Origin of the sequence: Desmonostoc muscorum LEGE 12446, assembly GCF_015207005.2 — a bacterium.
GTDB lineage: Bacteria > Cyanobacteriota > Cyanobacteriia > Cyanobacteriales > Nostocaceae > Nostoc > Nostoc muscorum.
In genome coordinates, this window is the sequence record NZ_JADEXS020000001.1 from 4,310,485 (window position 1) to 4,333,414 (window position 22,930).

Here is a 22,930-nt window from a genome sequence, read left to right on the forward strand (position 1 = left end):
TCTATGTCTGTTTAGGATGTTCTATATTATTTCCTGTGCTAATATACAGGTTTTTTTATGCTGATCAGCATTGAGTCATAATAACTGGTGTTTTTGCCATCTGGAAGTAAGTTAAATTACTTGATTTTTGTGACGCCTTTTACCAAAAAAGAGGGACTGTAACAGCCAGGTCTCTTGAAAGCCAGTATAAAGGAGGCAAGGCAAATTTTATTGCCATATTGAATCATTTGTTTGGTAAATTTTGACAATGATTTATGTACAGCCGAAATTGACTCTTCAACATCTCTTTTAAAGTCTTACTAAAACAGATTTACAATTTTTTAGCCGAATAAATTCGGCTCTTTGCTTATATCCCTTGAATACAATTCGGGGGATATAAGGATCGCGTCTGGTAAAATATTGAGTTTCGGCGCATGAAGTATTTTACTGATTTTTCCTGATGGATTGGGTTTGGGCTAAGGATTTGGGTCAATTCTACTTTAGTGCCGAGTTACTTCCGTTTACACAATTAGACAAAACTTAAGTTTTTGTTAGAGAAAGTAGCAGTAACCTGGGAATTGTGACTTAATTTCTCTACTCCGGGGAGTCTGCTGATGAAAGCTTTACTACTCTGGCCCATAATGCCCAATTCTTTCTGGTCTTACCAGGAAACCCTTGATTTGGCAGGGTTACGTTCAACAAACCCGCCATTGGGCTTAATTACAGTAGCAGCAATGCTACCAAGTGATTGGGAAATTAGACTAGTCGATCGCAATGTCCGTCTAGAGACAGATGAAGACTGGGATTGGTGTGAGCTAGTAATCATCTCTGCAATGATTATCCAGAAAAAAGATTTGTGGGAGTTAATTCAAAAAGGGGTAACGTTAGGTAAAAAAGTTGCAGTTGGTGGTCCTTTTGCAACATCAGTACCAGAATTTGTTTTAGAAGCAGGAGCTAATTATTTAATTTTGGATGAGGGAGAATGTACTGTCCCCTTGTTTTTAGAAGCATTAGCGCGGGGAGAAACTTCTGGGGTTTTCCGGGCTACAGAAAAACCTGATGTCACTCAAACACCCATACCGCGCTTTGACTTACTAGATTTAGATGCTTACTTAGCAATTACCGTGCAATTTTCGCGGGGCTGTCCATTTCAGTGTGAATTTTGCGACATTATCACCTTATTTGGTCGCAAGCCGCGCACCAAAACACCAGAACAAATGCTGGCTGAGATGGAAGTCTTATATCAAATGGGCTGGCGGCGATTGGTATTTGTCGTAGATGACAATTTTATTGGCAATAAACGCAGTGCTAAAGTGTTTTTGCGATCGCTAATTCCTTGGATGCAAGAGCGTAGCTATCCATTTATGTTACTCACAGAAGCGTCCTTAAATCTCGCGGAGGACGACGAGTTGATTGAGTTGATGGTGCAAGCTGGTTTTAGGATGGTATTTATGGGCATTGAAACGCCAGATGTGGAAAGTCTAGCGGTAGCCAATAAAGAACAAAATACCCGCCAATCGCTATCAGAATCTTGCTACAAAATTACACGAGCCGGACTACAAATTATGTCTGGGTTTATTATTGGTTTTGATGGTGAAAAAAAAGCAGCAGGACAACGCATTCAAACATTTGTAGAAGAGACTGGTATTCCCCAAGCTCATCTTGGTTTGCTGCAAGCATTACCAAATACAGCGATGTGGAATCGTCTCAAGCAAGAAGGACGCCTCAAAGAAGGCTCGATGGATTTTATGGGTTCTCAAAAAGGGTTGATGAACTTTGTACCTACCCGCCCATTAGAAGAAGTTATTAGGGAGTATATTGAGACTTTTTGGAATTTGTATGAGCCGATGCTTTATCTCAAGCGCACCTTTTACCACTTTAACTTGATGCAAGGTAAGCGTCCCAAAGGTAAACGTCCTCTGACATGGCATGAATTACGATTATTTCCGGTAATTGTTTGGCGACAGGGTATTGTTCGGTCAACTCGTTGGCGTTTTTGGTGGCAATTAATGGCGATCGCTCTCCAAAAACCGGATTTATTGTATGATTACCTCGTGGCATTGGGTTTTGGTGAACACTTCTTCAGCTTCCGTCATGAAGTCAAGGCGGAACTAGAAACACAACTAGAAATATTAAAGCAACAGCAACAAGCACAACAGATAGAAAACGCAAATTACCAGTTGTCGGCTGTGAATTGAGTTTGGCAAGTAGAGACAAAATTAATCTTGTCTCTACTTACCAAACATACCATTCTCAAATTCATGATTTTTCATTTATTTGCTCTGAAAAAACTATGCAGTAAGTATTGCATAATCCAAAATCTAAAATCCAAAATGGTATTACCTTTCTGCCAAACCTACTTGTCCTCCAATTAACCCCAAAAATCCTGTTCCAAAGTGCTGAATTTCCAAAAAACTTGCTTGTTGTGGTGAAGTTTTATACACTCGAAATGTTTTCATAATTCCCAAAGTAGCAGCACTTTCCAGAGGCCCGACAAAGCTAGTATCTCGGTCGAGAAAATAAGGTTGATTAGCCCATTGAGCCATCTGGTTTGCATTCAAAAAATAGCAGCCTGCATGGGGATTAAGGGCACGGACAAAAGTAATTGGTGTATTCATAATTGTACCCTTGAGTTGCTGTTGCTCCTGCACATTTTGAAAAGCAGCAGTGACTCGCAAAGCTAAATCTCCATCAATATAAGCTTTGTTAACCAAACCATGAGGAGAGATTTCATAACGATTTGGCTGGAGTAAATTAGAGTCACCCGCTTGTTGGGTAAACCAGTTTAATTTTATAAAAAACCAGGGATCATGAATGATTAAATCATCTTCTAGAAAGCAGTAGTAATCATATTGACCAAGACAACTTTTGAGAACAGCTTGACATTCAAATCCTAAAAGCATAGGTTCTGCGTTGCTAGAATAATGCTTATAAAAATGGGATGGTACAGCAAGCTGATTTAAAAGATGATTATTTTGGGTTGTACAAATAACAATATCTAATTCGTGAGATTGGGGTTGATTAGCAGGAAAGGCTAATCGCTGAGCAATGTTAATGATACTTTGAGATTTACCAAATAATTGGTGTAAAGCAGCAAGGCTTTGACTTAAGGCTTGCAAACGAGGTTGGGGGTCTTTGCGTTGGGAAGCATGACGACCTTCATCGCTAGGTTTAAAAAAGTGAGCAAGAGTAAGAAGAATTCGCATTTCAAATATCGCTTTTCTTAGTCATTTGTTATTTATCATTGGTCATTTGTGAATGTTCCATACCTAATAGCTAATTTCCGCCAAATCCTTTAGAAGTTTTAGGAGTTTGGCGCTTTTTAATATCAGAATTTTTAGTAGCTAACATCCATTGCAAATGCTGTGGTAAAAGTTTCGCCACATCATAATACTTAAGAATTGTTGCTCGCGCGTTGGCACGAATTGCATTCATTTCCTGAGGATTATTCAGCGCTTCTTCAACCCGATTAGCAATATTTTGGGGAGAAAAGAAATCTACCAGTAGGCCATTAACGCCATCTTGTACAACCTCTAACACTGGCGCAGTCCTGGAAGTTACCAGCACACATCCCACTGACATTGCCTCTAACATTGACCAGGATAAAACAAAAGGACGGGTTAAATAAATATGAGCAGAAGAAGCTTGTAATACCTGAAGATATTCATGGTAAGGCAGGCTGTCTGTAAAGTGCAACCTTGATAAATCTAAAGATAATTTTTCCAGCATTAATTGTTTATAAGTCTTGCCATCGGGGAGATTTTTACCATAAGCAACTCTATCTTCTCCCACAACTACTACATGGCATTTGGGTCGCCGTTGCTGAATTAGCGCTACAGCTTCCATAAACTGCGGAAAACCTCTATAAGGTTCCATTCCTCGCCCCACATAAGTTACTAACTCTTCCACATGGGAAAGGTCGAGATTTATTCTTGGTAAAACTAATTTTGCGTCTGGTTTGGGAACAAAAAATTTCGTATCAACACCATCATGACATACGGTGATTTTCTCATGATATTCTTTAGGAAACTGTTGCCGCTGCCAATAGGTAGGAGAAAGCCCGCGATCGCAGCTATATAAATCAGTCAAAATCGGCGTATTTTTGACGCGAATTCGGCATACATCATCAGCATTTAATGGTTCGTTGGGATCAAAATCTGCATCGGAACCATGAGCATGGTAAAACCACTCGAAATAACATAACAATTCTGCTTTGGGAAACACATCTTTCATAAACAAAGTCGGTCCCCAACCAGAATGACCATAAACTATATCTGGAACAAAACCCTCAGATTTTAATTTTTCTGCTATGCGATAAACAGCTTGACCAGTGAGTACAGCATTTTCCAGACTGCGAACGTAGTGATGGGTTTGGGGAGCAGGTTCACGAGAAGGAGTATAAATGGCTTTATTAACACCAAATATTTCTCCTTCCCGACGATTTGTGCCAAAAACAACTTTGAAGTTATTATCCTTACCCAAAAACATAGCGAGATTGCGAAATTGGGCAGGGAAGTTGGGATGTAAAAATAAAATTTGCATGGGAATAATTTTAATTAAATTCTTGTGAAATCAAAGAAAACAGCAGTCATAATTCAGAATTTAGAAGTTGTAATTATTTTAGAATGATTAGTATATGACAAACCTATTTAATTTGTAAAAATTAAAAATTATATATCCCCTAATTTTTAAATATGCAGGGAATTTTTATCTCTCACGAAAATTAATTATGTTTATCTTGATTCATCATAATTTCTCTCCATTCTTCAAGCATTCTGGCTCCTGAATTTTGACAAGGTTTTTAAGATTATAAGATTATTTGCGATGATTTTTTGGCAATTAAATATTAGTTTACCTAAATTGTTCTTGAATACTCAGCACTTGCAACTGGGTGCTGTTTTGGTGAACCGTTGCCGCGAAATGCGAAAATAATCACAAATTCGTGTGATGTTCATGAAATTTATTGGCATTGATTTAGGCTGGAAATCCCAACCAAGCGGACTATGCTGCTTAGAATGGATAGATGGACAATTACAATTACTGGATTTAGACCGCAAAGAAGCCATTGCAGATATCTTGACATGGATTGATGACAGGGTACAACCAGACGAACCAGCCATCATCGCCGTAGATGCACCCACCCTCATACCTAATGACACTGGAAGTCGCCTCCCCGACAAACTCACCCACAAATACTTTGGTAAATATCACGCCGGATGTTACCCAGCTAACAAAAATCTACCCTTTGCCGATCGCACTATCAACTTTGGCTTAGAATTAGAATCTCGTGGCTATATACACGCCCCCACCATCGAACCGCAAAAACTTGGCAGATATCAAATAGAAGTCTTTCCCCACCCAGCAATTGTTCATCTCTTCAACTTAGAACGCATCCTCAAATACAAAAAAGGACGCCTCAGCGAACGCCGCTTGGAATTAATCAAACTTCAAAATTATCTTCTTGATATCCTCCCTTCTCTTTCTCCTCCCGTGCGTCTGTGCGATTCGTTTTTTCTGGAAATTCCTACCACAGGCGCAGCCCTGAAAGCAACTGAAGATAAACTAGATGGCCTAGTTTGCGCTTATGTTGGTGCATACTGGTGGTATTGGGGAGAACAACGTAATTTAGTACTTGGCGATCGCACCACTGGCTACATTGTTATTCCTCAAAGAATTTTAGCTTAAAATGGGCGTTCGTCCTAACTTTAAAGTGCTTCTAACCAAACTTGCAAATCAGCCAAGCTGGTAAAATCAAGCAATGCTTCGCCCAGATTTTCTAATTTTTCTAAGGAGAGAGTTTCAATAGATTCACGGATATCTTGAGGTAATTCTCCCACCCGTCTTTGTAGTAATCGGAAAATGAGCGATCGCTCTCCCTCAATTCGTCCTTCTTCTCGTCCTTCTTCTCGTCCCTCTTCCTTAATTTCTCGATAAACTCTCGTTTCCTTAAGCGTTATTCCTAACATCTGTTCTACCTCCTCTCGGCTTAATTGTTCAAATTTGTACACTAAGATTGTGGTTACTAACTCAATTATGGCGCGACTTGCAGTTTCTGGCTGTTCCACAGAGGAACGCTCAAGTAAATATCTCGCCTCGACGGGTGCAAGTTCATCGTCTACCGTAGTTAATACCATCAATGCCACCCACACAGGTAGGGAGCGAATATCTCCCAATTCATTTAGATAAACCCGATGTACTTGATCGCCATTGAGTTGATTTCGATGGGGATAAATATCACTTTGTTCAATACTGCGTGAAGGGTAAATTATCACTACCTGCCAATCGTTAAATCTGTCACGATTGCGGTAGAAATATAAAGATGATTCTGCAAATACCCTTTCATAGAGCCTTTCATCCTTCTGAAATTGTACCTCACAGAAATACACAACACCCGGACTTGCATTTTCTGGTGGTAAAAATACCCCATCGATTTCAAATTTCGGTTCTTTGATAGCGACTGAATCAAATCGATAAGCTTCTGCATTTGTGGGAGGATTTGTTAATAGTTCAAATAGCAAAGTCGGGGATTGTTGAAATAGTTTGTAAAATATCGAGTCTCGACGCATTTTAATTTTGGGTTGTCAATCGCTTTGTGTGTCTGGGTCAATACTGCTCGGATAAGCAGGGGAGGCTGGCGTGGGAGGCAAAACTCTTCCCCTGCCTCCATTTCTCCCCCTGCTCCCCCTGCTTGCCTCAACCAAAAAATTCTTTAACCGAGCAGTATTGGTGTCTGGGTTGGTGTGAATCAATCTGTCACAATCATTTTTCTAATTGTCTTATAAAAGGCGTTGCTAAATTGAAATCAGCAACGCCTAATCTTGAGTATTCAAAAATTATTCAGTAGTCTTATTCTGCCCAAGCAATCAACCTTGGCTCATAAGGGTTAGCCAGATGTTGATTTTTCGGTAATACCCGCAAAGACAAGCCTTGCAAACCAGAGTTGGTGTAGGTAATGTTAGCAGTGTAAGTACTCAATCCTTGGGTATCTTCGCCTTGGTAATCCATCACCACTGGTATAGCGTTGACAATATCACCATTGGCATCGATCGCACCTTGATATAATTCCACCTGCACATCATCATTGTTCAAAGTTGCCAAATCAACCTTAGCTTTGACAGCTACAGTTTGGTTAACTTCAATATCCGCAGGTGTGGATACGTCAATATCTTTGATTCTGATGTTGAACCAGTGTTCGCTGAGTTTTGCTTTCCAAGCGGCTAGTTCTTTGGCTGGGGCATAGTTATCAACGGTCAGGGTATGATAGCGATCGCTAGCTGGAAAATAAGCCCTTTGTGCATATTCTCCTACCATCCGCGCTGTATTAAAGAATGGACAATTCAAGCGAATTGCATCCTTCATTTTGGCAACCCACGGCCGCGGTAAGCCATCACTATCCCGATCTTCATAAAACAGCGGTACAACTTCCTTATCTAGCAAATCGTAGAGGGCGTTTGCTTCTACTTCATCTTGATAGTTGGGATCGTCGTAATTTTCTCCATGTCCAATTGCCCAGCCTGTGCGGACGTAATCAGCTTCATCCCACCAACCATCTAGTACGCTTAAATTTGGCAATCCATTCATTGACGCTTTCATGCCACTGGTACCAGATGCTTCCCGTGGACGACGCGGTGTGTTTAACCAAATATCACAACCTGCTACCATCAACCGGGAAATGTGAATGTCGTAATTAGGAACAAACACTACCTGCTTTTCTAAATGCTGTTCGCGGATAAAGTGATTGATGTCGCGGATGAGTTCTTTACCGGGAATATCTTTAGGATGTGCTTTCCCAGCGATGACAAATTGCACCTTGCGGTCTTTATTGGCTAATAAAATCCGCTTGATGCGTTCTACATCGCGCATCCACAAAGTAGCGCGTTTGTAGGTGGCAAAGCGACGAGCAAAGCCAATGGTGAAAGCGTAAGGGTCTAAAACTTCTTGGGCTTGGACGATTTCTGAGGGCGAAGCGCCGCGATCGCGTAAATGCTTCACCATGTGATCGCGCACATACAGTATCATGTCTAAGCGACAGCGTTCGTGATTCCGCCACAATTCCTCATCGGGTATGGCGTCCATCCGCTCCCACAGTGGGCTATCTACTGGTGCTGACGACCAATTTGGCCCCAGGTAGCGATCGTATAACTCTTGAGTTGATTTGGCAACACAACTCCGAGCATGAACACCGTTGGTAATGGCGGCGATGGGCACTTCTTCCACTGGCACTTTCTTCCACAAGCCCTGGAACATTTGCCGCGACACTACGCCGTGTAGTTGTGCTACGCCATTAGAAAATGTTGCCATTTTCAGCGCCAGTACTGCCATACTGAAAGGCGCAGATAAATCACCTGTATTTTCGCGCCCCAGTCCTAAAAATTGTTCTTTGGGCAAGCCAAAGATTTCTGCATAGTACCCCAGGTAGTACAAAACTTTATCAGGAGAAAACAGGTCAATCCCTGCTGGTACTGGGGTGTGAGTGGTGAAGATATTACTGGAAGCCACTACCTGTTTAGCTTCGGCATAATCCAATCCCTCTTCCTGAATCAGCAGCCGGATGCGTTCTAGGGCAGAGAAGGCGGCGTGACCTTCATTCATGTGGTAGGCGGTAACGTTCAACCCCAAGGCCTTGAGCATTTGCACGCCACCGATCCCCAGCATAATTTCCTGGTGGATACGCATATCGATGTCGCCACCATAGAGTTGGTCTGTGATGTCGTGGTCGTAGGGATTGTTAGGTTCAATGTTGGTGTCTAGCAGATATAAAGGCACCATTCCCACCTGTACGCGCCAAACTCTGGCGTACACCTTGCGTCCTGGATAATCGACCGCAATTCGCAGTTCTGAGCCATCTGGATTGCGTTCTAGGTGCAAAGGCATGTTGTAGAAATCGTTGATGGGGTAGCGTTCCTGCTGCCAACCATCAGCATTGAGATACTGGGCAAAGTAGCCTTGCTGGTAGAGTAAACCTACACCTACAAGTGGTAGCCCCAAGTCACTAGCAGATTTGAGGTGATCTCCCGCCAGAACGCCCAAGCCTCCAGAATAGACGGGCAAACAATCCACAAGTCCAAATTCCGCCGAAAAATAGGCGTAGCATTCTTTTGGCTTATGTTCGCGTTGTTTCTGATACCAGGTGCGCTCTTGCAAATAATCTTCTAACTGACGGTTAGCTCGATCCATTTGCGCCAGGAAGCCTTCATCTTCGACAACTTCCAAAAGCCGAGCCTGAGAAATAGTACCCAGCATCAACACCGGGTTATGGCGGCTAGACTCCCACAGGTCGGAATCCAAGCGACGAAATAAATCTTTAGTCTCAACGTTCCAATCCCAGTGCAAGTTATATGCCAGCCGCCGCAGCGGTTCGAGTCGCTGCGGTAGTGAGGGGGAGACGTTAAATGTGCGAATTGGCTGCATAGGTTGGCAAAACTCCAAGTTTAGCTATGGTTATTGTTTACTTTCTTTACCAATGTTGCCAATTCTCTATAGTTTAGTTTGTGAAAAAGCGATGACTTTGTTAAGCATTGAGAATTTTTCTTAACCTCGTTGCTGTAGTTTACACCAAGGTGTTTTTTATTCTATGTCTTACTTTCAGCCATGTACTTGGTATATTAAGATTTAATCATTGACTGGTGTGTATCATTTAAAAGAATCTTAGTTTTCAAGAAATATTTTATATTTATTTTAGTATTCATTCAGGGGATCAATTCTCGCGTCTTAGCTGAGGCTGAAAATTTACCATAGCCAATCCCATGAGCCGTTAAAATTTTAATTATTTTTTAATATCTTGATGCTGACATAGAGTCACTATAATGGGTGGGTTCAGGTTAACCTATGTTTATGCGAACCCATAAGATTGTTTCGTCTAGCTAAAAATTCTCGCTGACGAAAACTGTAGCAAGGGGTTAAGCAGAAAAAGCGATGTCTACGACGGGATACGCCTACGCTAACCACCTAGTATCAAACATTGATACTACAACAAAAAAACAATTTAATAGGTGTTATTTTATGCACCTAGTGAAGGCTGATCCTTAGTATTTTTGGACATTGTGAGAGCTATGGCTGCTGCATAAGCAATCTCCGCTGCCATTTGATAAGCATGTTTAATACCCGATGAAGCGTCCTTAGTTTTAGGAGAAGGAGAAACTTTTTTGCGACGCGATTCTTGCTTGACATCACCCGCTACAACCGATCGCTGTAATAAGATCCAAGCATCTAGATCATCAGAATCATAATCACTTTGAATGAGCGATCGCACTTCGTCTTCAGCTACAATACTCAGATAGCCGGTAGCTAGAGCTTTTTCCACAATTTCTTTAATTAAAGCCATAATTTGAACCAAGTGTGTGAGTTAAAAGCGATACCTCAATTTCAGCATTACATATTGCTTTGTCAACTTTTCCCTGAAACTCAGATACGTTTTAGCTTTCCATAAAATTTATAACAACCAATCCCAAGCACGCATCACCCGCTTGGCTCACCCATTTGGGTGATTTACAAATTTTCAGATATAAGTAACAGGGAAGAAGATAATTTTTAGCTTTTTGGTTTTCAAGAGAAAGAGGGTGTCATTAAGTATAGTAGATATCAATCTGAATTTAACACGAACCGCAAATTTTTTTAGAATTAAGTAACGGTATAAATATCAACAAAAAAGCCGACAAACTGTCATTAGTCATTAGTCATTAGTCATTAGTACCCCTACCTCCCCCATCTCCCCCATCTCCCTCATCTCCCTCATCTCCCTCATCTCCCCACTCCCCACTCCCCATTCCCTAATTCCCGTAAAAAACTTAGCTGATTTGCCTAATTTTTATCAGTAAATAGCCGGAAAATCAACTGATTTAAGAATATTGCGCCACTAAAAATAAAATGTGTTATCGTTAAAAACAATTGTAATTAAAAGCCGTTCATCTAATTACAATGATGAATTGGTTGGTCTATAAATCATCCGTGTGCAACATGATTGGAGCAGCATACTCTAGAAATTCGTTGCAAGAAAGCCGTCATAGCAGTCGGGGAAGCGCTTACTTGTTTGCACCGATGGTTAACTTCAATGTGATGGCTGATGTAGGAGATAATCCACCTTAATTGGATTTTATTTGGGCACAAGTACCCATCAAAATCCAACAATATTACATTATCTTGCTAGACAGAGATTGTCTCTGGTCATTAAAAGAGTCTAGTTAAATGTATTTTGTTGTCAAATAGCTTGTGGGACTGAGTTGTTTTAACACGCTAAAACTGCCTGAGAAGAAGTAACCTTCAGGTAAACAACTCTATGCGTAATCGTGTAACAAGCTTTAAAAATTTTTTGCCCAATAACCAAAACAGTAGCCTATCTCAACCTGCAAATATTCCCATCAGACAATTTAATAGTCTGAGCTTTGGCTCTGCAATGCACTGATGTTGTTTTGTTAATTCAGCCTAGTGAAAAGAAACAAAACTTTGATGTAACTTGACCGCGCCAATTTTAGATTTTAGATTTTAGATTTTAGATTTTAGATTATTTCGGTTCATGCCCCGATGCCACTTGCTTTATGCAGGGTTTCCCGTCCACCGCAGTGGCTCCCCCTTGTGGGCGGAATAAATCCAAAATTTAAAATTCTTGCATCCCCAAGTCCCGTACCGCAAGTGGCGCGGGGTCAATCCAAAAGACGCTCGTGACGCTCGTTGCGCTAAAGCGTCTCCCCTTGGGAGATGACTCGCTTGCCGCCGGCGCTATCGCCCTTGGCGTCTCCCCTTGGGAGAAGACTCGGCTTAGCTGCGCTATCGTAAATCTAAAATCCAAAATTCGCTGACTGCTGCAAAAGCTTCTAGTTACCAAGGTAATTGTCCATATCAATTGAGTGTTCATACCACATCAAAGTTAAAAAATTGCTCACATAGTCAAAGCCAGACTTTGGTTTGTCCAAAAAAAATCTTGGGAAATATAGTAATACCGCTAATCTAAATCAGGTATTAAGACATACCGAGAATACTGGTATGGGCAGGAGATTAGGATACAACCCAAAAAAAGCTTCAAAACTGTCAACAACACTTGATTGAAGAGATATGTAACCATGCATAACGACCAATATTCTTCAAAATTGCAACGCGCCCAAGAACTTTTAGTAACTACTGTGTTAGGAGATATTCCTACACTCATTCTCGGACCAAAGTTGCGAAATTTGGTATATCGTACTATTTTTGCCCAAATAGGTAGCCAAGTTTATATTCAAAATGGTGTTGAATTTAACGGTACTTCTTGTATTGAAATTGGCAGTGGAGTATATATTTTCCAAGGTGTGCGGTTGGATGCTAGAGGACACAAAAATAATAGAATTCATCTAGGGAATAGAGTCGCTATTGAACGTTACGTTGATATCGGGTGTTTGTCAGATACGTCTATACATATTGATGAAGACACCTTTATTGCTCCCAACGTGTGTATTGAAGGTCCAGGAGACATTAAAATTGGCAAACACTGTATGATTGCTGCCCACTCAGGGATATATGCCAATAATCATAATTTTGCCGACCCAATACAACCGATAAAATACCAAGGTGTGACTCGCAAGGGAATTGTAATTGAGGATGACTGTTGGCTAGGACACGGAGTAACAGTATTAGATGGCGTTACCATCGGTCAAGGCTGTGTGATTGGTGCGGGAGCAGTTGTCAATAAAGATATTCCTCCTTTCTCCGTTGCTGTAGGCATACCTGCACGAGTCATCAAAAACCGAATCGGGAAGAATTTAGCAACACTTCAGGAGAAATAGGGGATTGGGGATTGGGGATTGGGGATTGGGGTATGGGAAGTGTTCCCTGTAACCTCTACTTTTTGGGAAACTTATACTGTTAGTTAACGTCACGAGAATAGCTAGTCTCTGAGTTATTTTTTAGGGACATCTATCAAGTTAGACATGCACGATTCTCAATAAACTTGGGCATTGGGAGTGAGTAGAGACGCGATTAATCGCCTCTGTATCATCTTCTTTGCCTCTCATTTACCCGCGTCCCCAGTCCCCAGTCCCCAATCCCCAGAAAGTCGTCTCAAAAAGGGACGAGATGTGGGTAATATAAAGTAGCTACCTTTTCTGCATGGCAGATACTGAAAGAAAAGCTCTCTTTGTCATACCCGTTGGAGATATTTGTATGGTGACTTTAAAAATCGCTGTTTATATTGTTGTTGCCTTCTTTGTAGCTATCTTCGTCTTCGGATTTTTGTCGAACGACCCAGCTCGTAACCCCGGCCGTCGGGACTTGGAGTAAAAGAGCGATAAATCATCCACAACTTTGGAAGGCGGAAAATACTCAACGCCACGGAAACTTACTAGGCTAAAGTTAGTAAGTTTCCTGCTCAAAGTAGCAGAAGGCGACAGTCAGAAGGCAAAATGTATATTCATGCTTTTGTTCGTCATTTGGCTGTTTGTTAGCTCGGTTTTGCCCAAATATGCTTCATCCAGTTCTGCCGCCCGATCCGCCTCCTATCCTCGAACCTTTACAAGCTGCCAATCCCGTCTCGTCTGTTAGTGATACAAAGTCTGCTTCAGGTGTCAAGACTGGGATAGACTTAAACACAGACAAATCCAAGGATCGCAATGATTTGGCTCAGTTGGCGATCGCAGGTGACACGAAAAGCGATCCGCGATCGCCAACTGAGAGCGAATCAACTCGTCATAAGTTGCTATTCGCCGAAACTCCATCTGTACCCGATCCACCAAAAACTTTCCCCCCAGAATTTTCCTCTGTCACCGCCCCCCCAAGTGCAGCACTTCTGGGGCAATCTCTAGAAGTTGGTTATCCCACCCAGCAATTTCAAATTTCTAATTTAGGCGAAAAACAAGATACAAAGGTACAGGGACAGGAAGACGCGCAGCTTGAACTATCTCAAGAATTTCAAGAGCGATCGCCAAATCCCAACTCTAGTAATGAAGAAAAACAAACCTCATTAGACTCTCCTACCTCTAACTCTAGTCTGTCCTCCCCGCGTCCCCCCTCCCCGCGTCCCCCCTCCTGCTTCTGCATCAAATTCTCAATCAGTACAAAATTTAATACAATTCAAATCTCGCAACCCCACAAAGCAACTCTGGGCCGCCCATCACCGTAGAATTTTATTCCCAAAGCCAAGCACCAACACCTACGCCACAAGTAGACACCACCAATCAGCCACAAGCGCCAGCTACCACAACGCCACCCGCTGCGCCCAGAATTGTGGAAGTGACTTCAGATCGCCAAGAGTACGACGAACAACAGCGGATTATTACGGCTGTTGGTAATGTAGTTGTCCGATTTGATGGAGCGGTAGTGGATGCCGATCGCTTGCAAGTTAATTTAAATAACTTGATTGCTGCGGGAGAAGGTAATGTAACTCTCACACGGGGCGACCAGGTACTGCGAGGACAACGTTTTACCTATAATTTTGTTCAAGATAGCGGCGAAATGTTAAATGGTAGGGGAGAAATTTATTTACCCTCAACCGATACAGATTTTGCCTTCTCATCCACAGATATAAGAGCTGGTGGAGTACCAAAACGTCCACCAAGCGATCGCGTTATAGCCAATCAGCCGCTTTCAGGAGTCAGCAGTCCTGGAGGAATTAATGTCACAGTTGGTGGTGGTGAAGCACAAGCTACCAACATTGCGCCCCCCATAGCTGGCGGTTCAGTCAAGCGGGTGAGATTTGAAGCCCAACAGATTGACTTCTATCCCCAAGGCTGGCAAGCAAGGGATGTCCGTATTACCAATGACCCTTTTTCACCCCCAGAACTAGAGTTACGTGCAGATAAAGTCACTTTGACGCGGGAATCACCCTTGGTAGACCGCATCCGGACACAGAGTCAGCGTTTAGTATTAGATCAAAGCATCTCCTTACCAATTCCGGTGGATGAGCAGAAAATTGACCGCCGGGAGCGCGACGTTACACCCTTTATAGTCTCTCCTGGCTATGATGGAGAAGACCGGGGTGGTTTCTATGTTGAGCGTGGCTTTCAAGTCATCGATACAGAGCAGACACGTTGGACAATAACGCCCCAGTTCTTAGTACAGAAAGCTGTGCAAGGAACGGATAACTTAGGCGCACTGTTTGGCGTCAAAACAAAGATAAATTCTGTTTTAAGCCCACGAACTATACTTCAAGGTACTGGAGAGTTAAGCAGTTTTGACCTGAACAATGTGGAAGACAGTTTCCGGGCGAATTTCGCATTGCGCCAAAAAATAGGCGATCGCCTTCCTCATCTCTTGAATGTGCAATATAATTACCGCGATCGTCTATACAACGGTACCCTTGGCTTTCAAACCGTCCAGAGTAGTTTTGGTGGTCTAATTACTTCTCCTGTGATTCCTCTAGGGAAAAGTGGCATCAACCTCAGCTATCAAGCAAGTGCCCAGTATATCGATGCCAACACCGATCGCCCAGATTTACTAGAACTGGGGCGGCAAAACGATCGCATTTCACTAGGCCGCCTACAAGGCAGTGCTGCCCTCAGTACTGGGTTCTTACTCTGGCAGGGAAAACCATTACCACCCACAGCCAGTGAGGGATTACGATACACAGCTAGCCCTGTAGTTCCTTACTTGCAAGCGGTTACTGGACTCACAGGCACCAGCAGTTATTATACCAATGGAGATAGCCAAAGCACCCTAACTGGTACGATTGGTTTACAAGGGCAGATTGGTCATTTTTCTCGACCCTTTTTAGACTATACCGCCTTTAACATTACTTACTCTCAAGGTTTAAATAACGGATTATCGCCTTTTTTATTCGATCGCTCCGTTGATAACAAAGTCTTAAGTGCTGGAATTACACAGCAAATCTACGGACCTCTGCGCTTAGGATTTCAAACATCAATTAACTTAGATACAGGTAAAGAATCCAGCACTGACTACATTGTGGAATACAGCCGCCGCACCTACGGCATCACCTTGCGTTACAATCCGGTACTGGAATTCGGTGCTTTCAGCATCCGAATTAGTGATTTTAACTGGAATGGCGGTGCAGATCCATTTTCTGAAGTTAAGCCAGTAGTCGGTGGTGTCCAACAGAACTATTAGTCAAAATCGCTCCCAACTTAATTTTTGCTCTGGAATTTTTGATATTTCTGCAATTAATGGTACAATTATACTACTCAATGCAGAATTCAATGCTCATCCTAGTCAGGCGGAAGTGGCGAGCGGCATATTTAATGCTGTTCAAAGCGATCGCTTGGCTTTTATGCTAGAAATGACTAAAAAGTAAGAATTCAGAATTCAGAATTCAGGAGTCAGGAGTCAGGAGTCAGAATTGAATTTGTAACTTCTGGTAGATGAATACAATGGTAAAACACCATCCCCAATTTTCAATTTTGTGGTGCTTCTAGGTGGCGAATCCCAATCCTCAAGAACAGTGATTCTGAATTCTGTATTCTGAATTCTGTATTCTTCTTCAAACATATTTAGATATTAATTGGCGCTACATAGAAAAACGCCCTCTATTTCAATCAGCACTTTTTGCAGTCAGGAGTAATTTTAATGAACAGCTGCGTTTTAATGGCGGAAATTGTTAACGAGCCGCAACTGCGCTACACAGCGGATAATCTGGGAGTCACGGAAATGCTGGTACAGTTTCCCAATTCTCAGAAACCAGAAGATCCGCCAGCTACCCTAAAAGTAGTTGGTTGGGGGAATTTAGCAACAGAAATTCAGCAAAACTATCACCAAGGCGATCGCGTTATCTTGGTAGGACGTTTAGGTATGACTACTGTTGAGCGTCAAGAAGGTTTTAAAGAAAAACGCGCTGAATTAACAGTACAACAAATTCAATCTGTTGGAGGTAGTTTTAATACTACATCCTTCTCCGCAACCGTAACTCCATCATTCACCGAAACATCTCCACGACAACCATCAGCATCTCGTCCGCCGGAGACAAATATTCCCACTTATGAGTCACAACGTCCAGTACCTACCCCAGCGACAAGTCCCGTTAACGTTACTCCCCCAGCGACAAATTACGAACCCGTACCCCAACCTGCAAATTACGAACGAACCACCTACCCAGCGGTGAAACAAGAAGAACCAGATCCGGATGATATTCCGTTCTAAAGTTGGTAGTTTAGCGTGTCTTCAATTTGCTATATTTGTATCATTTTTTCGTGAAATGGTATGAGTCGAAGAGATTCCCAGAACTAAAGTCGAGGGGAGTGTTACTACTCCTCTCGACTTTAACTTTTATCGTGCCCCCAAATTGCGTATTTGTATTACTGCACTCGATAATATTTTAAACATCATCAAGTGCTTGCTAGAGGCGATCGCTACTATAGCGTTTCCCGACAAACGTGAGGTACACCTGTAGGGGCACGGCAGTGCCGTGCCCCTACACCTGGCGATATAATGTTGTACCGCATCTGAATGGGAACCCCTACTACATCTTTCAACTATCAAACATTACCCCATAGCGGCATAATATCACTCATGACATAGACCACTAAGCCCCTTAGACAAGTCTATTGCATCTACACATTTGGTTACATCTTACCGTGTTGCATCACTTCTTGTAGGTGGTGGCGAATTTCTTTTGCTTGCTCAATATCAGATTGCCGCAATTTTTGGAACAACTCTACACAAGGTTGGGAACCAACTTGTTGTGCATCTTTAATGTAAGTATCGTAAGCTTTAACAGCTTCAGCCTTGTTATGCAATACGGTGACAAAATCGTACTCCAAATTGCTAATTGGTTCTTGAGACTGTCCATTACCTGTATTTTTAGCCATTGTTTGAACCTCTTTGTAGGATTTCTAATTAACTTTATACTCACCCTAAAAGAGCAATTCATCTCCCAAAAAGAGTATACTTGAATACGTCGGAAGTACGTTATAAGGGTAGTTTATATTAATTCGTATTTCTCATTTGTCATTGGTTATTTCTCTTCCATCTTCCTCATCCCCCACTCCCCACTCCCCACTCCCTAGTTTCATAGCAATTTATCCAAGAGGTTGATTTTCATCACATTGACGTGAATACTGGAATTCCAGATCCTTTTGTCGTTCCCTACCTCCTTTATAGACAATAGGACACAACTTAGTGTTAGCACTCATACAATCCATGTGCGGCGTTTTAGCACAGACTACCAATAACCCACCCAGAATAAACAATAAGCCGCAAATTGCAGCTGTCTGAAAGGAAGAAATCTCTAATACTCCGTGAACTACTATTTCTCGGAGAACAGAAACAATTGTTACCTCAACTGCTACTCCCACAGAAATACTGTGTTCTTGTAAGTAGACCATTAATAGTCGAAATAACTCGACTAAAATCAACACGAATAGTATTTTTGCAGTCACATGTTTATAGTCTAATGGCTGCGTGAGGGCAATACCTATACCCCACAATTGGATCAGCATGACGGCGAACAAACCCAAACACAAGACAATCACAATTAAGTCTTGGAAGGCTTCCATGTTGCGAACTATTGAGTGGCGATCTAGCCAGCGATCGCAAAATAAAAATCGACTCTTCAGGCGCTTTTGCATGTACGTTTCATTCCTATCAGGACAACTTCAGACAACACCAGCGAGTCAACCCAATAGTTTTATGTTACGCAATATTAAACTTTTATGCCTCAGGGAGGTTGATAATTTATCAGTTACAGCAGAATTCATAATTCAAGAGTCAGAATTTATAAGGAATCTAGTAGGATTGGTATATTGACTCATCAACATATTCTCGTGATTAGTTAACTATTCTGACCCCTGAATTATTACAGCGTATTTCAAGGAAAGTGAAGTACACAACCAAAATCTCAAACCCTCGTGTAAAGGCTGTTTTCATTCTGTTAGCGCAGCGGGGCGTAGCCCATTCTGAATTATAAATTCTTATGTTCACTACTCACTATTCATCGATTTAAGTTTTGTGCTTGCTGCAACAATTGTTCGGCATTTTTTGCCCATTGAGAATTACCCTGAGCCTTGTATAAATCTCTGGCAAATTGCAATACTTGTACAGCATCGCTATATTGTTGTAACTGCATAAAAACTAACCCAGCGCCATAATAAGCGTTGGGATAGTTGGAGTTAGCTTCGGCTGATTTTCTAAAAGCCTCTAACGCTTCTTGTAATTTGCGTTGATTAAACGAAATTGAACCCAGATTATAATAAGCTTCTGGATATTTGGGATTAATTTTTACCGCTTGATTAAAAGCATCTCTAGCTTGATCGAGTTTGCCTTGTTGCAGATAACACATCCCGATATGATAAGGAGGTTCTGGTGCATTTTTGCTATATTGTATGGCTTTTTTAAAAGATGCGATCGCCCGATCGCAATCTCGTTTTTGTTCTCGTAGCAACCCTAAGTTATAGTGAGCAAATCCTAGTTTGGGATCGAGTTCTAACGCACGTAGCAAGTAATCGTTAGCTAACTCTAAATTATTGCCTTCTAACAACGCACCGCCTAAATTAGCAAAAGCTGGAGCAAATTTAGGATCGGCTTGGGTTGCTCGATAAAATGCATCCGCAGAGGGTTGTAATTGTCCTGTTTGTCGTAATGCTAGCCCTAAGTTATAGTGGGCTGCTGCTAATGTCGGATCTAATTGACTTGCTTGTTTAAAAGCAGCGATCGCATCTTGGACTTTTCCCGCCTGAATTGCTTGTAAGCCTTGGTTTAACCAGTCTACAGCAGTTCGACTATTAGATTGTGCCAGCTTTGAAGGAAGAGGAGCAGGGGAAGCAGGGGGAGAGGGGGGGAAGATGATACCCACTAATATCAAACTGACTAAAGTTGCTATGGGATATTTATAGGGTGATAATCTCATGGATTTTCTCAATCGGGACAATTTTCAGTTACGTTTACTTCACAAAAAGTTTGGTGAATGCTGAAGTTTTTTACAAAACTTGTTGATTGAGTATTAAACTTTGTGTTGCTTAACTTTTCTTAAGATAAATCTTACAACAGGCTACAATTTTTTTAACTTTGGATTAAAGGTAGGATAATAACAAATTAAAGAAGGGGTAATTTTGACTCCAGAGAACCATTTTTTATCCCTGATATACATAGCGTAATGCGGTTGGGAATCAATTACCGCAAGGGAGGTTTTATGAACGAAAAAGTAAAATCGGGTTCGCGGAATGTTGCAATTGTTGGTCCTTATTTAAGTGGAAAAACTACTTTACTAGAAAGTTTGTTATTTGTCACAGGAGCGATTTCTCGCAAAGGAAGTATTAAAGACAGCAATACAGTGGGAGATAGTGCTGCTGAGTCGCGCGATCGCCACATGAGTGTAGAAGTCAGCGCTGCTAGCACTGAGTATAACGGTACTCGTTTCACTTTTGTTGATTGTCCTGGAAGTGTAGAATTTGCCCAAGAAACATACAATGCTTTAATAGGAGTCGATGCCGCAATTGTAGTTTGCGAACCGATACGCGATCGCGTCCTCACCCTCGCCCCTCTATTTAAATTCCTCGACGATTGGGAAATTCCCCACATAGTCTTTGTCAACAAAATGGATCGGGCAAATATCCATGTCCTTGAAACATTACACGCCCTGAAAGCAGTTTCCAGCCGTCCCCTAGTAGCCCACCAATATCCCATCATGCAAGGGGAACAACTCACCGGCTTTATCGACATGGTGAGCGAACAAGCATATCAATATCATCCCGGCGCACCCGCTGACCCCATCCCCTTCCCCGAAAGCTTAAAAGAAGAAGAACATACAGCACGGGCAGAAATGCTCGAAGCCCTAGCAAATTTTGACGATCATTTACTCGAAGAACTTTTAGAAGATATCGAACCACCCCAAGAGGAAATTCTCAAAGATTTAAAAATGGAATTAGGGGCAGATTTAGTAGTCCCAGTTTTCTTTGGTGTGGCAGAACAAGATTATGGTGTTAGACCTTTAATAGAAGCCTTGTTACGGGAAGCCCCCGAACCAGAAACCACAGCAGAACGCCGCTTAAAAAACTTCAAAGGCAATACACCCATAGCCCAGATACTCAAAACTTACTACACTCCCCAAGGTGGCAAACTCTCCCTCGTGCGGGTTTGGCGGGGCAAATTAACCGATGGTCTTGTCCTCAATGGTGTTCGCACAGGTGGAATTTATCGTCTTATGGGACAACAACAGCAGTTTGTTAATGAAGCTGCTGCTGGTGAAATAGTTGCATTGAGCCGTTTAGAAGGAATCAAGACCGGAGATACAATTTCCACAGAACAACCTTCAGCAATGCAATTACCCAAAGCTGAACAGTTGGAACCTGTGTATGCCCTCGCCATTACACCCGAAAAGCGCAACGATGAAGTTAAGCTCAGCGGTGCTATTACTAAGCTATTAGAAGAAGACTGTTCGCTGGCTTGGGAACAACACGGCGACACTCACGAAGTTATCCTCTGGGGCCAAGGCGAAATTCATTTACAAGTCGCCTTGGATAGACTGCGCCGCAAATATAACTTGCCGATGACAACCCACTTACCGCAAGTGCCTTACAAAGAAACCATCCGCAAAACAGTGGCTTCAGTTCATGGACGGTACAAACACCAAAGCGGTGGCCACGGTCAATTTGGTGATGTTTTCCTCGAAATCAAGCCTCTACCACGCGGCGAAGGATTTAACTTTAATGAAACCATCGTTGGCGGCGTAGTTCCGAGACAGTACATCCCCGGCGTAGAAATGGGCGTGCGGGAATTTCTGGCACACGGGCCTCTCGGCTTCCCTGTGGTGGATGTGGCGGTAACTTTGACCAACGGTTCTTACCACAACGTTGATAGTTCCGAACAAGCCTTTAAGCAAGCCGCCCGATTAGCAATGCAAACGGGGATACCCCAAGCACAACCCACCTTATTAGAACCGATTCTGCGGATAGAAGTGACCACACCAAGCGAATTTACCTCCAAAGTGTTGCAACTGCTGAGTGGTAGACGGGGACAAATTTTAGGCTATGAAGGTAGAAACGATTGGCAAGGCTGGGATAATGTAGTTGCATACTTGCCACAAGCAGAGATGCAAGATTTTATTGTAGAGTTGCGATCGCTCACCTTAGGCGTTGGTTCCTTCCACTGGGCATACGACCATTTGCAGGAAGTTCCGGAAAAACTCGCCGAACGTGTCTTAGCTGGCAATGGCAACGGTGGTAACGGTAACGGCAAGTAGTTTTAGATTTTGGATTTTTGATTAATCTAAAATTAACCCTAGCCCGAAACTTTTAGTTTCGGGCTAATAACTAGTTTCCAATCAATCGTTGTTAGTTTATGTCTTCTTCGGTAAGGCCTGCATCCTTGAGTAGTCCTTTGAGTGTTCCAATCGGTAAATCGCGATTACCATGAACAGGAATAGAGAGAATAACACCTTCCTTGGCATAAATATGGTGACTTCCAGTAATCCGTTTCAGGTTCCAGCCATACCGTTCAACGATTTTACATAAGGCTTTGCCGGAAACTGATTTCATAGGGATAGTTCAATCAGCTGTTTATCGGGTTCAAGTTCTTCCTGCTGGCTAGCAACTTCAAGCCAACCCTGGATTGCATCTTTAAGCATTTCTAACAGGTGTTCGTAGCTTTCTCCCCAAGTATGACATCCTGGTAAAGCCGGTACAGAAGCACACCAAACACCATCTTCTTCCCAGATAACCGCCTTAATTTTCATAATAAATCTGTTGTATTCTCGTGTTGTAAATCTTAGCGTAACTACATTTTATAGTTGCGTAGGCGCCCAAGGTAGGCATCGCTCACCTTAGGCGTTGGTTCCTTCCACTGGGCATACGACCATTTGCAGGAGGTACCAGAAAAACTCGCCGAACGTGTGCTAGCTAGCAATGGTAATGGTGGTAACGGTAACGGCAAGTAATTGTTTTGAATTTCTCTCAAATCAAAGCCCTGCATTTCAATATGCAGGGCTTTGTTAGTGAATGTTTAATATGTTTCGGACGTGCTGTTGAAACGCTAATTTTTCTTTACCCCAACGTTCTTGGAATGCGTGTATATTTTCCAATTTTATTGCTTTTCCAAATCGAGG

The 22,930-nt window shown here is 42.3% G+C and carries 18 protein-coding genes and 1 pseudogene; 9 read left to right on the forward strand and 10 right to left on the reverse strand.

The window, feature by feature from the left end:
* Positions 1 to 593 precede the first annotated feature (593 nt).
* Positions 594 to 2,177 (forward strand): B12-binding domain-containing radical SAM protein, encoded by a 1,584-nt coding sequence (locus IQ276_RS18420; RefSeq protein ID WP_235115770.1) that lies wholly within the window; start codon positions 594 to 596, stop codon positions 2,175 to 2,177.
* Between the two features lie 141 nt (positions 2,178 to 2,318).
* On the opposite strand, the gene IQ276_RS18425 is transcribed toward IQ276_RS18420, so the two are convergent.
* Entirely contained in the window at positions 2,319 to 3,185 is an 867-nt protein-coding gene (locus IQ276_RS18425) for a calcium-binding protein (protein ID WP_193920894.1), read from the reverse strand.
* A gap of 70 nt (positions 3,186 to 3,255) precedes the next feature.
* Positions 3,256 to 4,521: a glycosyltransferase family 4 protein gene (locus IQ276_RS18430; protein ID WP_235115771.1), complete on the reverse strand. Its 1,266-nt coding sequence runs from the start codon at positions 4,519 to 4,521 to the stop codon at positions 3,256 to 3,258.
* Positions 4,522 to 4,932: 411 nt separating this feature from the next.
* Here IQ276_RS18430 and IQ276_RS18435 point away from each other — a divergent pair, with 411 nt between their 5' ends.
* Positions 4,933 to 5,664 carry a DUF429 domain-containing protein gene (locus tag IQ276_RS18435; protein ID WP_193920933.1) on the forward strand — a complete coding sequence of 244 codons (732 nt, stop codon included), beginning with the start codon at positions 4,933 to 4,935 and terminating at the stop codon, positions 5,662 to 5,664.
* 20 nt (positions 5,665 to 5,684) lie between these two features.
* Here IQ276_RS18435 and IQ276_RS18440 read toward each other — a convergent pair whose 3' ends face one another.
* The 3 genes from IQ276_RS18440 to IQ276_RS18450 all read right to left on the reverse strand — a co-directional run bounded on the left by IQ276_RS18440 (position 5,685) and on the right by IQ276_RS18450 (position 10,303).
* Positions 5,685 to 6,545, reverse strand: coding sequence for an Rpn family recombination-promoting nuclease/putative transposase (locus IQ276_RS18440; protein ID WP_193920931.1), 861 nt, complete (start codon positions 6,543 to 6,545; stop codon positions 5,685 to 5,687).
* Between the two features lie 280 nt (positions 6,546 to 6,825).
* A complete protein-coding gene (glgP, locus tag IQ276_RS18445) occupies positions 6,826 to 9,390 on the reverse strand; it encodes an alpha-glucan family phosphorylase (protein WP_193920929.1) in 2,565 nt (854 codons plus the stop codon).
* Between the two features lie 589 nt (positions 9,391 to 9,979).
* Positions 9,980 to 10,303 (reverse strand): hypothetical protein, encoded by a 324-nt coding sequence (locus tag IQ276_RS18450; protein WP_193920927.1) that lies wholly within the window; start codon positions 10,301 to 10,303, stop codon positions 9,980 to 9,982.
* Positions 10,304 to 10,896: 593 nt separating this feature from the next.
* On the opposite strand from IQ276_RS18450, the gene IQ276_RS18455 reads away from it, so the two are divergent.
* From IQ276_RS18455 to IQ276_RS18480, 6 genes and pseudogenes are all read left to right on the forward strand, one after another.
* Entirely contained in the window at positions 10,897 to 11,064 is a 168-nt protein-coding gene (locus IQ276_RS18455; protein WP_193925592.1) for a hypothetical protein, read from the forward strand.
* 971 nt (positions 11,065 to 12,035) lie between these two features.
* Positions 12,036 to 12,734, forward strand: coding sequence for an acyltransferase (locus IQ276_RS18460; RefSeq protein WP_235115772.1), 699 nt, complete (start codon positions 12,036 to 12,038; stop codon positions 12,732 to 12,734).
* Between the two features lie 376 nt (positions 12,735 to 13,110).
* A complete protein-coding gene (locus IQ276_RS18465) occupies positions 13,111 to 13,227 on the forward strand; it encodes a photosystem II reaction center protein I (RefSeq protein ID WP_015141200.1) in 117 nt (38 codons plus the stop codon).
* Between the two features lie 412 nt (positions 13,228 to 13,639).
* A pseudogene (locus IQ276_RS18470) lies at positions 13,640 to 16,008 on the forward strand (DUF3769 domain-containing protein).
* Complete coding sequence (locus tag IQ276_RS18475; protein ID WP_193914727.1) at positions 15,989 to 16,192, forward strand: hypothetical protein; 204 nt, start codon at positions 15,989 to 15,991, stop codon at positions 16,190 to 16,192. Before IQ276_RS18470 ends, IQ276_RS18475 begins: the two are co-directional and overlap by 20 nt.
* A gap of 272 nt (positions 16,193 to 16,464) precedes the next feature.
* On the forward strand, positions 16,465 to 17,034 hold the full coding sequence (locus IQ276_RS18480) for a single-stranded DNA-binding protein (RefSeq protein ID WP_193914729.1): 570 nt from the start codon (positions 16,465 to 16,467) through the stop codon (positions 17,032 to 17,034).
* 422 nt (positions 17,035 to 17,456) lie between these two features.
* Here the strand turns inward: IQ276_RS18480 and IQ276_RS18485 are convergent, their stop codons facing one another.
* The 3 genes from IQ276_RS18485 to IQ276_RS18495 all read right to left on the reverse strand — a co-directional run bounded on the left by IQ276_RS18485 (position 17,457) and on the right by IQ276_RS18495 (position 19,738).
* Entirely contained in the window at positions 17,457 to 17,702 is a 246-nt protein-coding gene (locus tag IQ276_RS18485) for a hypothetical protein (protein WP_190876776.1), read from the reverse strand.
* 210 nt (positions 17,703 to 17,912) lie between these two features.
* Complete coding sequence (locus IQ276_RS18490; protein WP_190876778.1) at positions 17,913 to 18,461, reverse strand: phosphate-starvation-inducible PsiE family protein; 549 nt, start codon at positions 18,459 to 18,461, stop codon at positions 17,913 to 17,915.
* A gap of 362 nt (positions 18,462 to 18,823) precedes the next feature.
* On the reverse strand, positions 18,824 to 19,738 hold the full coding sequence (locus IQ276_RS18495; RefSeq protein WP_193914732.1) for a tetratricopeptide repeat protein: 915 nt from the start codon (positions 19,736 to 19,738) through the stop codon (positions 18,824 to 18,826).
* A 282-nt stretch (positions 19,739 to 20,020) separates the two neighbouring features.
* Between IQ276_RS18495 and IQ276_RS18500 the strand changes: the two genes are divergently transcribed.
* Positions 20,021 to 22,069 (forward strand): elongation factor G, encoded by a 2,049-nt coding sequence (locus IQ276_RS18500; protein WP_193914734.1) that lies wholly within the window; start codon positions 20,021 to 20,023, stop codon positions 22,067 to 22,069.
* A 91-nt stretch (positions 22,070 to 22,160) separates the two neighbouring features.
* Here the strand turns inward: IQ276_RS18500 and IQ276_RS18505 are convergent, their stop codons facing one another.
* Complete coding sequence (locus tag IQ276_RS18505) at positions 22,161 to 22,364, reverse strand: type II toxin-antitoxin system HicA family toxin (RefSeq protein WP_193914735.1); 204 nt, start codon at positions 22,362 to 22,364, stop codon at positions 22,161 to 22,163.
* The gene (locus tag IQ276_RS18510) at positions 22,361 to 22,561 is read right to left on the reverse strand and encodes a type II toxin-antitoxin system HicB family antitoxin (RefSeq protein WP_193914738.1); all 201 of its coding nucleotides are present in this window, start codon (positions 22,559 to 22,561) and stop codon (positions 22,361 to 22,363) included. Before IQ276_RS18510 ends, IQ276_RS18505 begins: the two co-directional genes overlap by 4 nt.
* Positions 22,562 to 22,930: the final 369 nt, after the last annotated feature.

What these genes read in the sequence shown, in the direction of transcription:
- IQ276_RS18420 (WP_235115770.1), top strand. Translation starts at nt 594, where the DNA reads ATGAAAGCTTTACTACTCTGGCCCATAATGCCCAATTCTTTCTGGTCT.
- IQ276_RS18425 (WP_193920894.1), bottom strand. Translation starts at nt 3,185, where the DNA reads ATGCGAATTCTTCTTACTCTTGCTCACTTTTTTAAACCTAGCGATGAA.
- IQ276_RS18430 (WP_235115771.1), bottom strand. Translation starts at nt 4,521, where the DNA reads ATGCAAATTTTATTTTTACATCCCAACTTCCCTGCCCAATTTCGCAAT.
- IQ276_RS18435 (WP_193920933.1), top strand. Translation starts at nt 4,933, where the DNA reads ATGAAATTTATTGGCATTGATTTAGGCTGGAAATCCCAACCAAGCGGA.
- IQ276_RS18440 (WP_193920931.1), bottom strand. Translation starts at nt 6,545, where the DNA reads ATGCGTCGAGACTCGATATTTTACAAACTATTTCAACAATCCCCGACT.
- glgP (WP_193920929.1), bottom strand. Translation starts at nt 9,390, where the DNA reads ATGCAGCCAATTCGCACATTTAACGTCTCCCCCTCACTACCGCAGCGA.
- IQ276_RS18450 (WP_193920927.1), bottom strand. Translation starts at nt 10,303, where the DNA reads ATGGCTTTAATTAAAGAAATTGTGGAAAAAGCTCTAGCTACCGGCTAT.
- IQ276_RS18455 (WP_193925592.1), top strand. Translation starts at nt 10,897, where the DNA reads ATGATGAATTGGTTGGTCTATAAATCATCCGTGTGCAACATGATTGGA.
- IQ276_RS18460 (WP_235115772.1), top strand. Translation starts at nt 12,036, where the DNA reads ATGCATAACGACCAATATTCTTCAAAATTGCAACGCGCCCAAGAACTT.
- IQ276_RS18465 (WP_015141200.1), top strand. Translation starts at nt 13,111, where the DNA reads ATGGTGACTTTAAAAATCGCTGTTTATATTGTTGTTGCCTTCTTTGTA.
- IQ276_RS18480 (WP_193914729.1), top strand. Translation starts at nt 16,465, where the DNA reads ATGAACAGCTGCGTTTTAATGGCGGAAATTGTTAACGAGCCGCAACTG.
- IQ276_RS18485 (WP_190876776.1), bottom strand. Translation starts at nt 17,702, where the DNA reads ATGGCTAAAAATACAGGTAATGGACAGTCTCAAGAACCAATTAGCAAT.
- IQ276_RS18490 (WP_190876778.1), bottom strand. Translation starts at nt 18,461, where the DNA reads ATGCAAAAGCGCCTGAAGAGTCGATTTTTATTTTGCGATCGCTGGCTA.
- IQ276_RS18495 (WP_193914732.1), bottom strand. Translation starts at nt 19,738, where the DNA reads ATGAGATTATCACCCTATAAATATCCCATAGCAACTTTAGTCAGTTTG.
- IQ276_RS18500 (WP_193914734.1), top strand. Translation starts at nt 20,021, where the DNA reads ATGAACGAAAAAGTAAAATCGGGTTCGCGGAATGTTGCAATTGTTGGT.
- IQ276_RS18505 (WP_193914735.1), bottom strand. Translation starts at nt 22,364, where the DNA reads ATGAAATCAGTTTCCGGCAAAGCCTTATGTAAAATCGTTGAACGGTAT.
- IQ276_RS18510 (WP_193914738.1), bottom strand. Translation starts at nt 22,561, where the DNA reads ATGAAAATTAAGGCGGTTATCTGGGAAGAAGATGGTGTTTGGTGTGCT.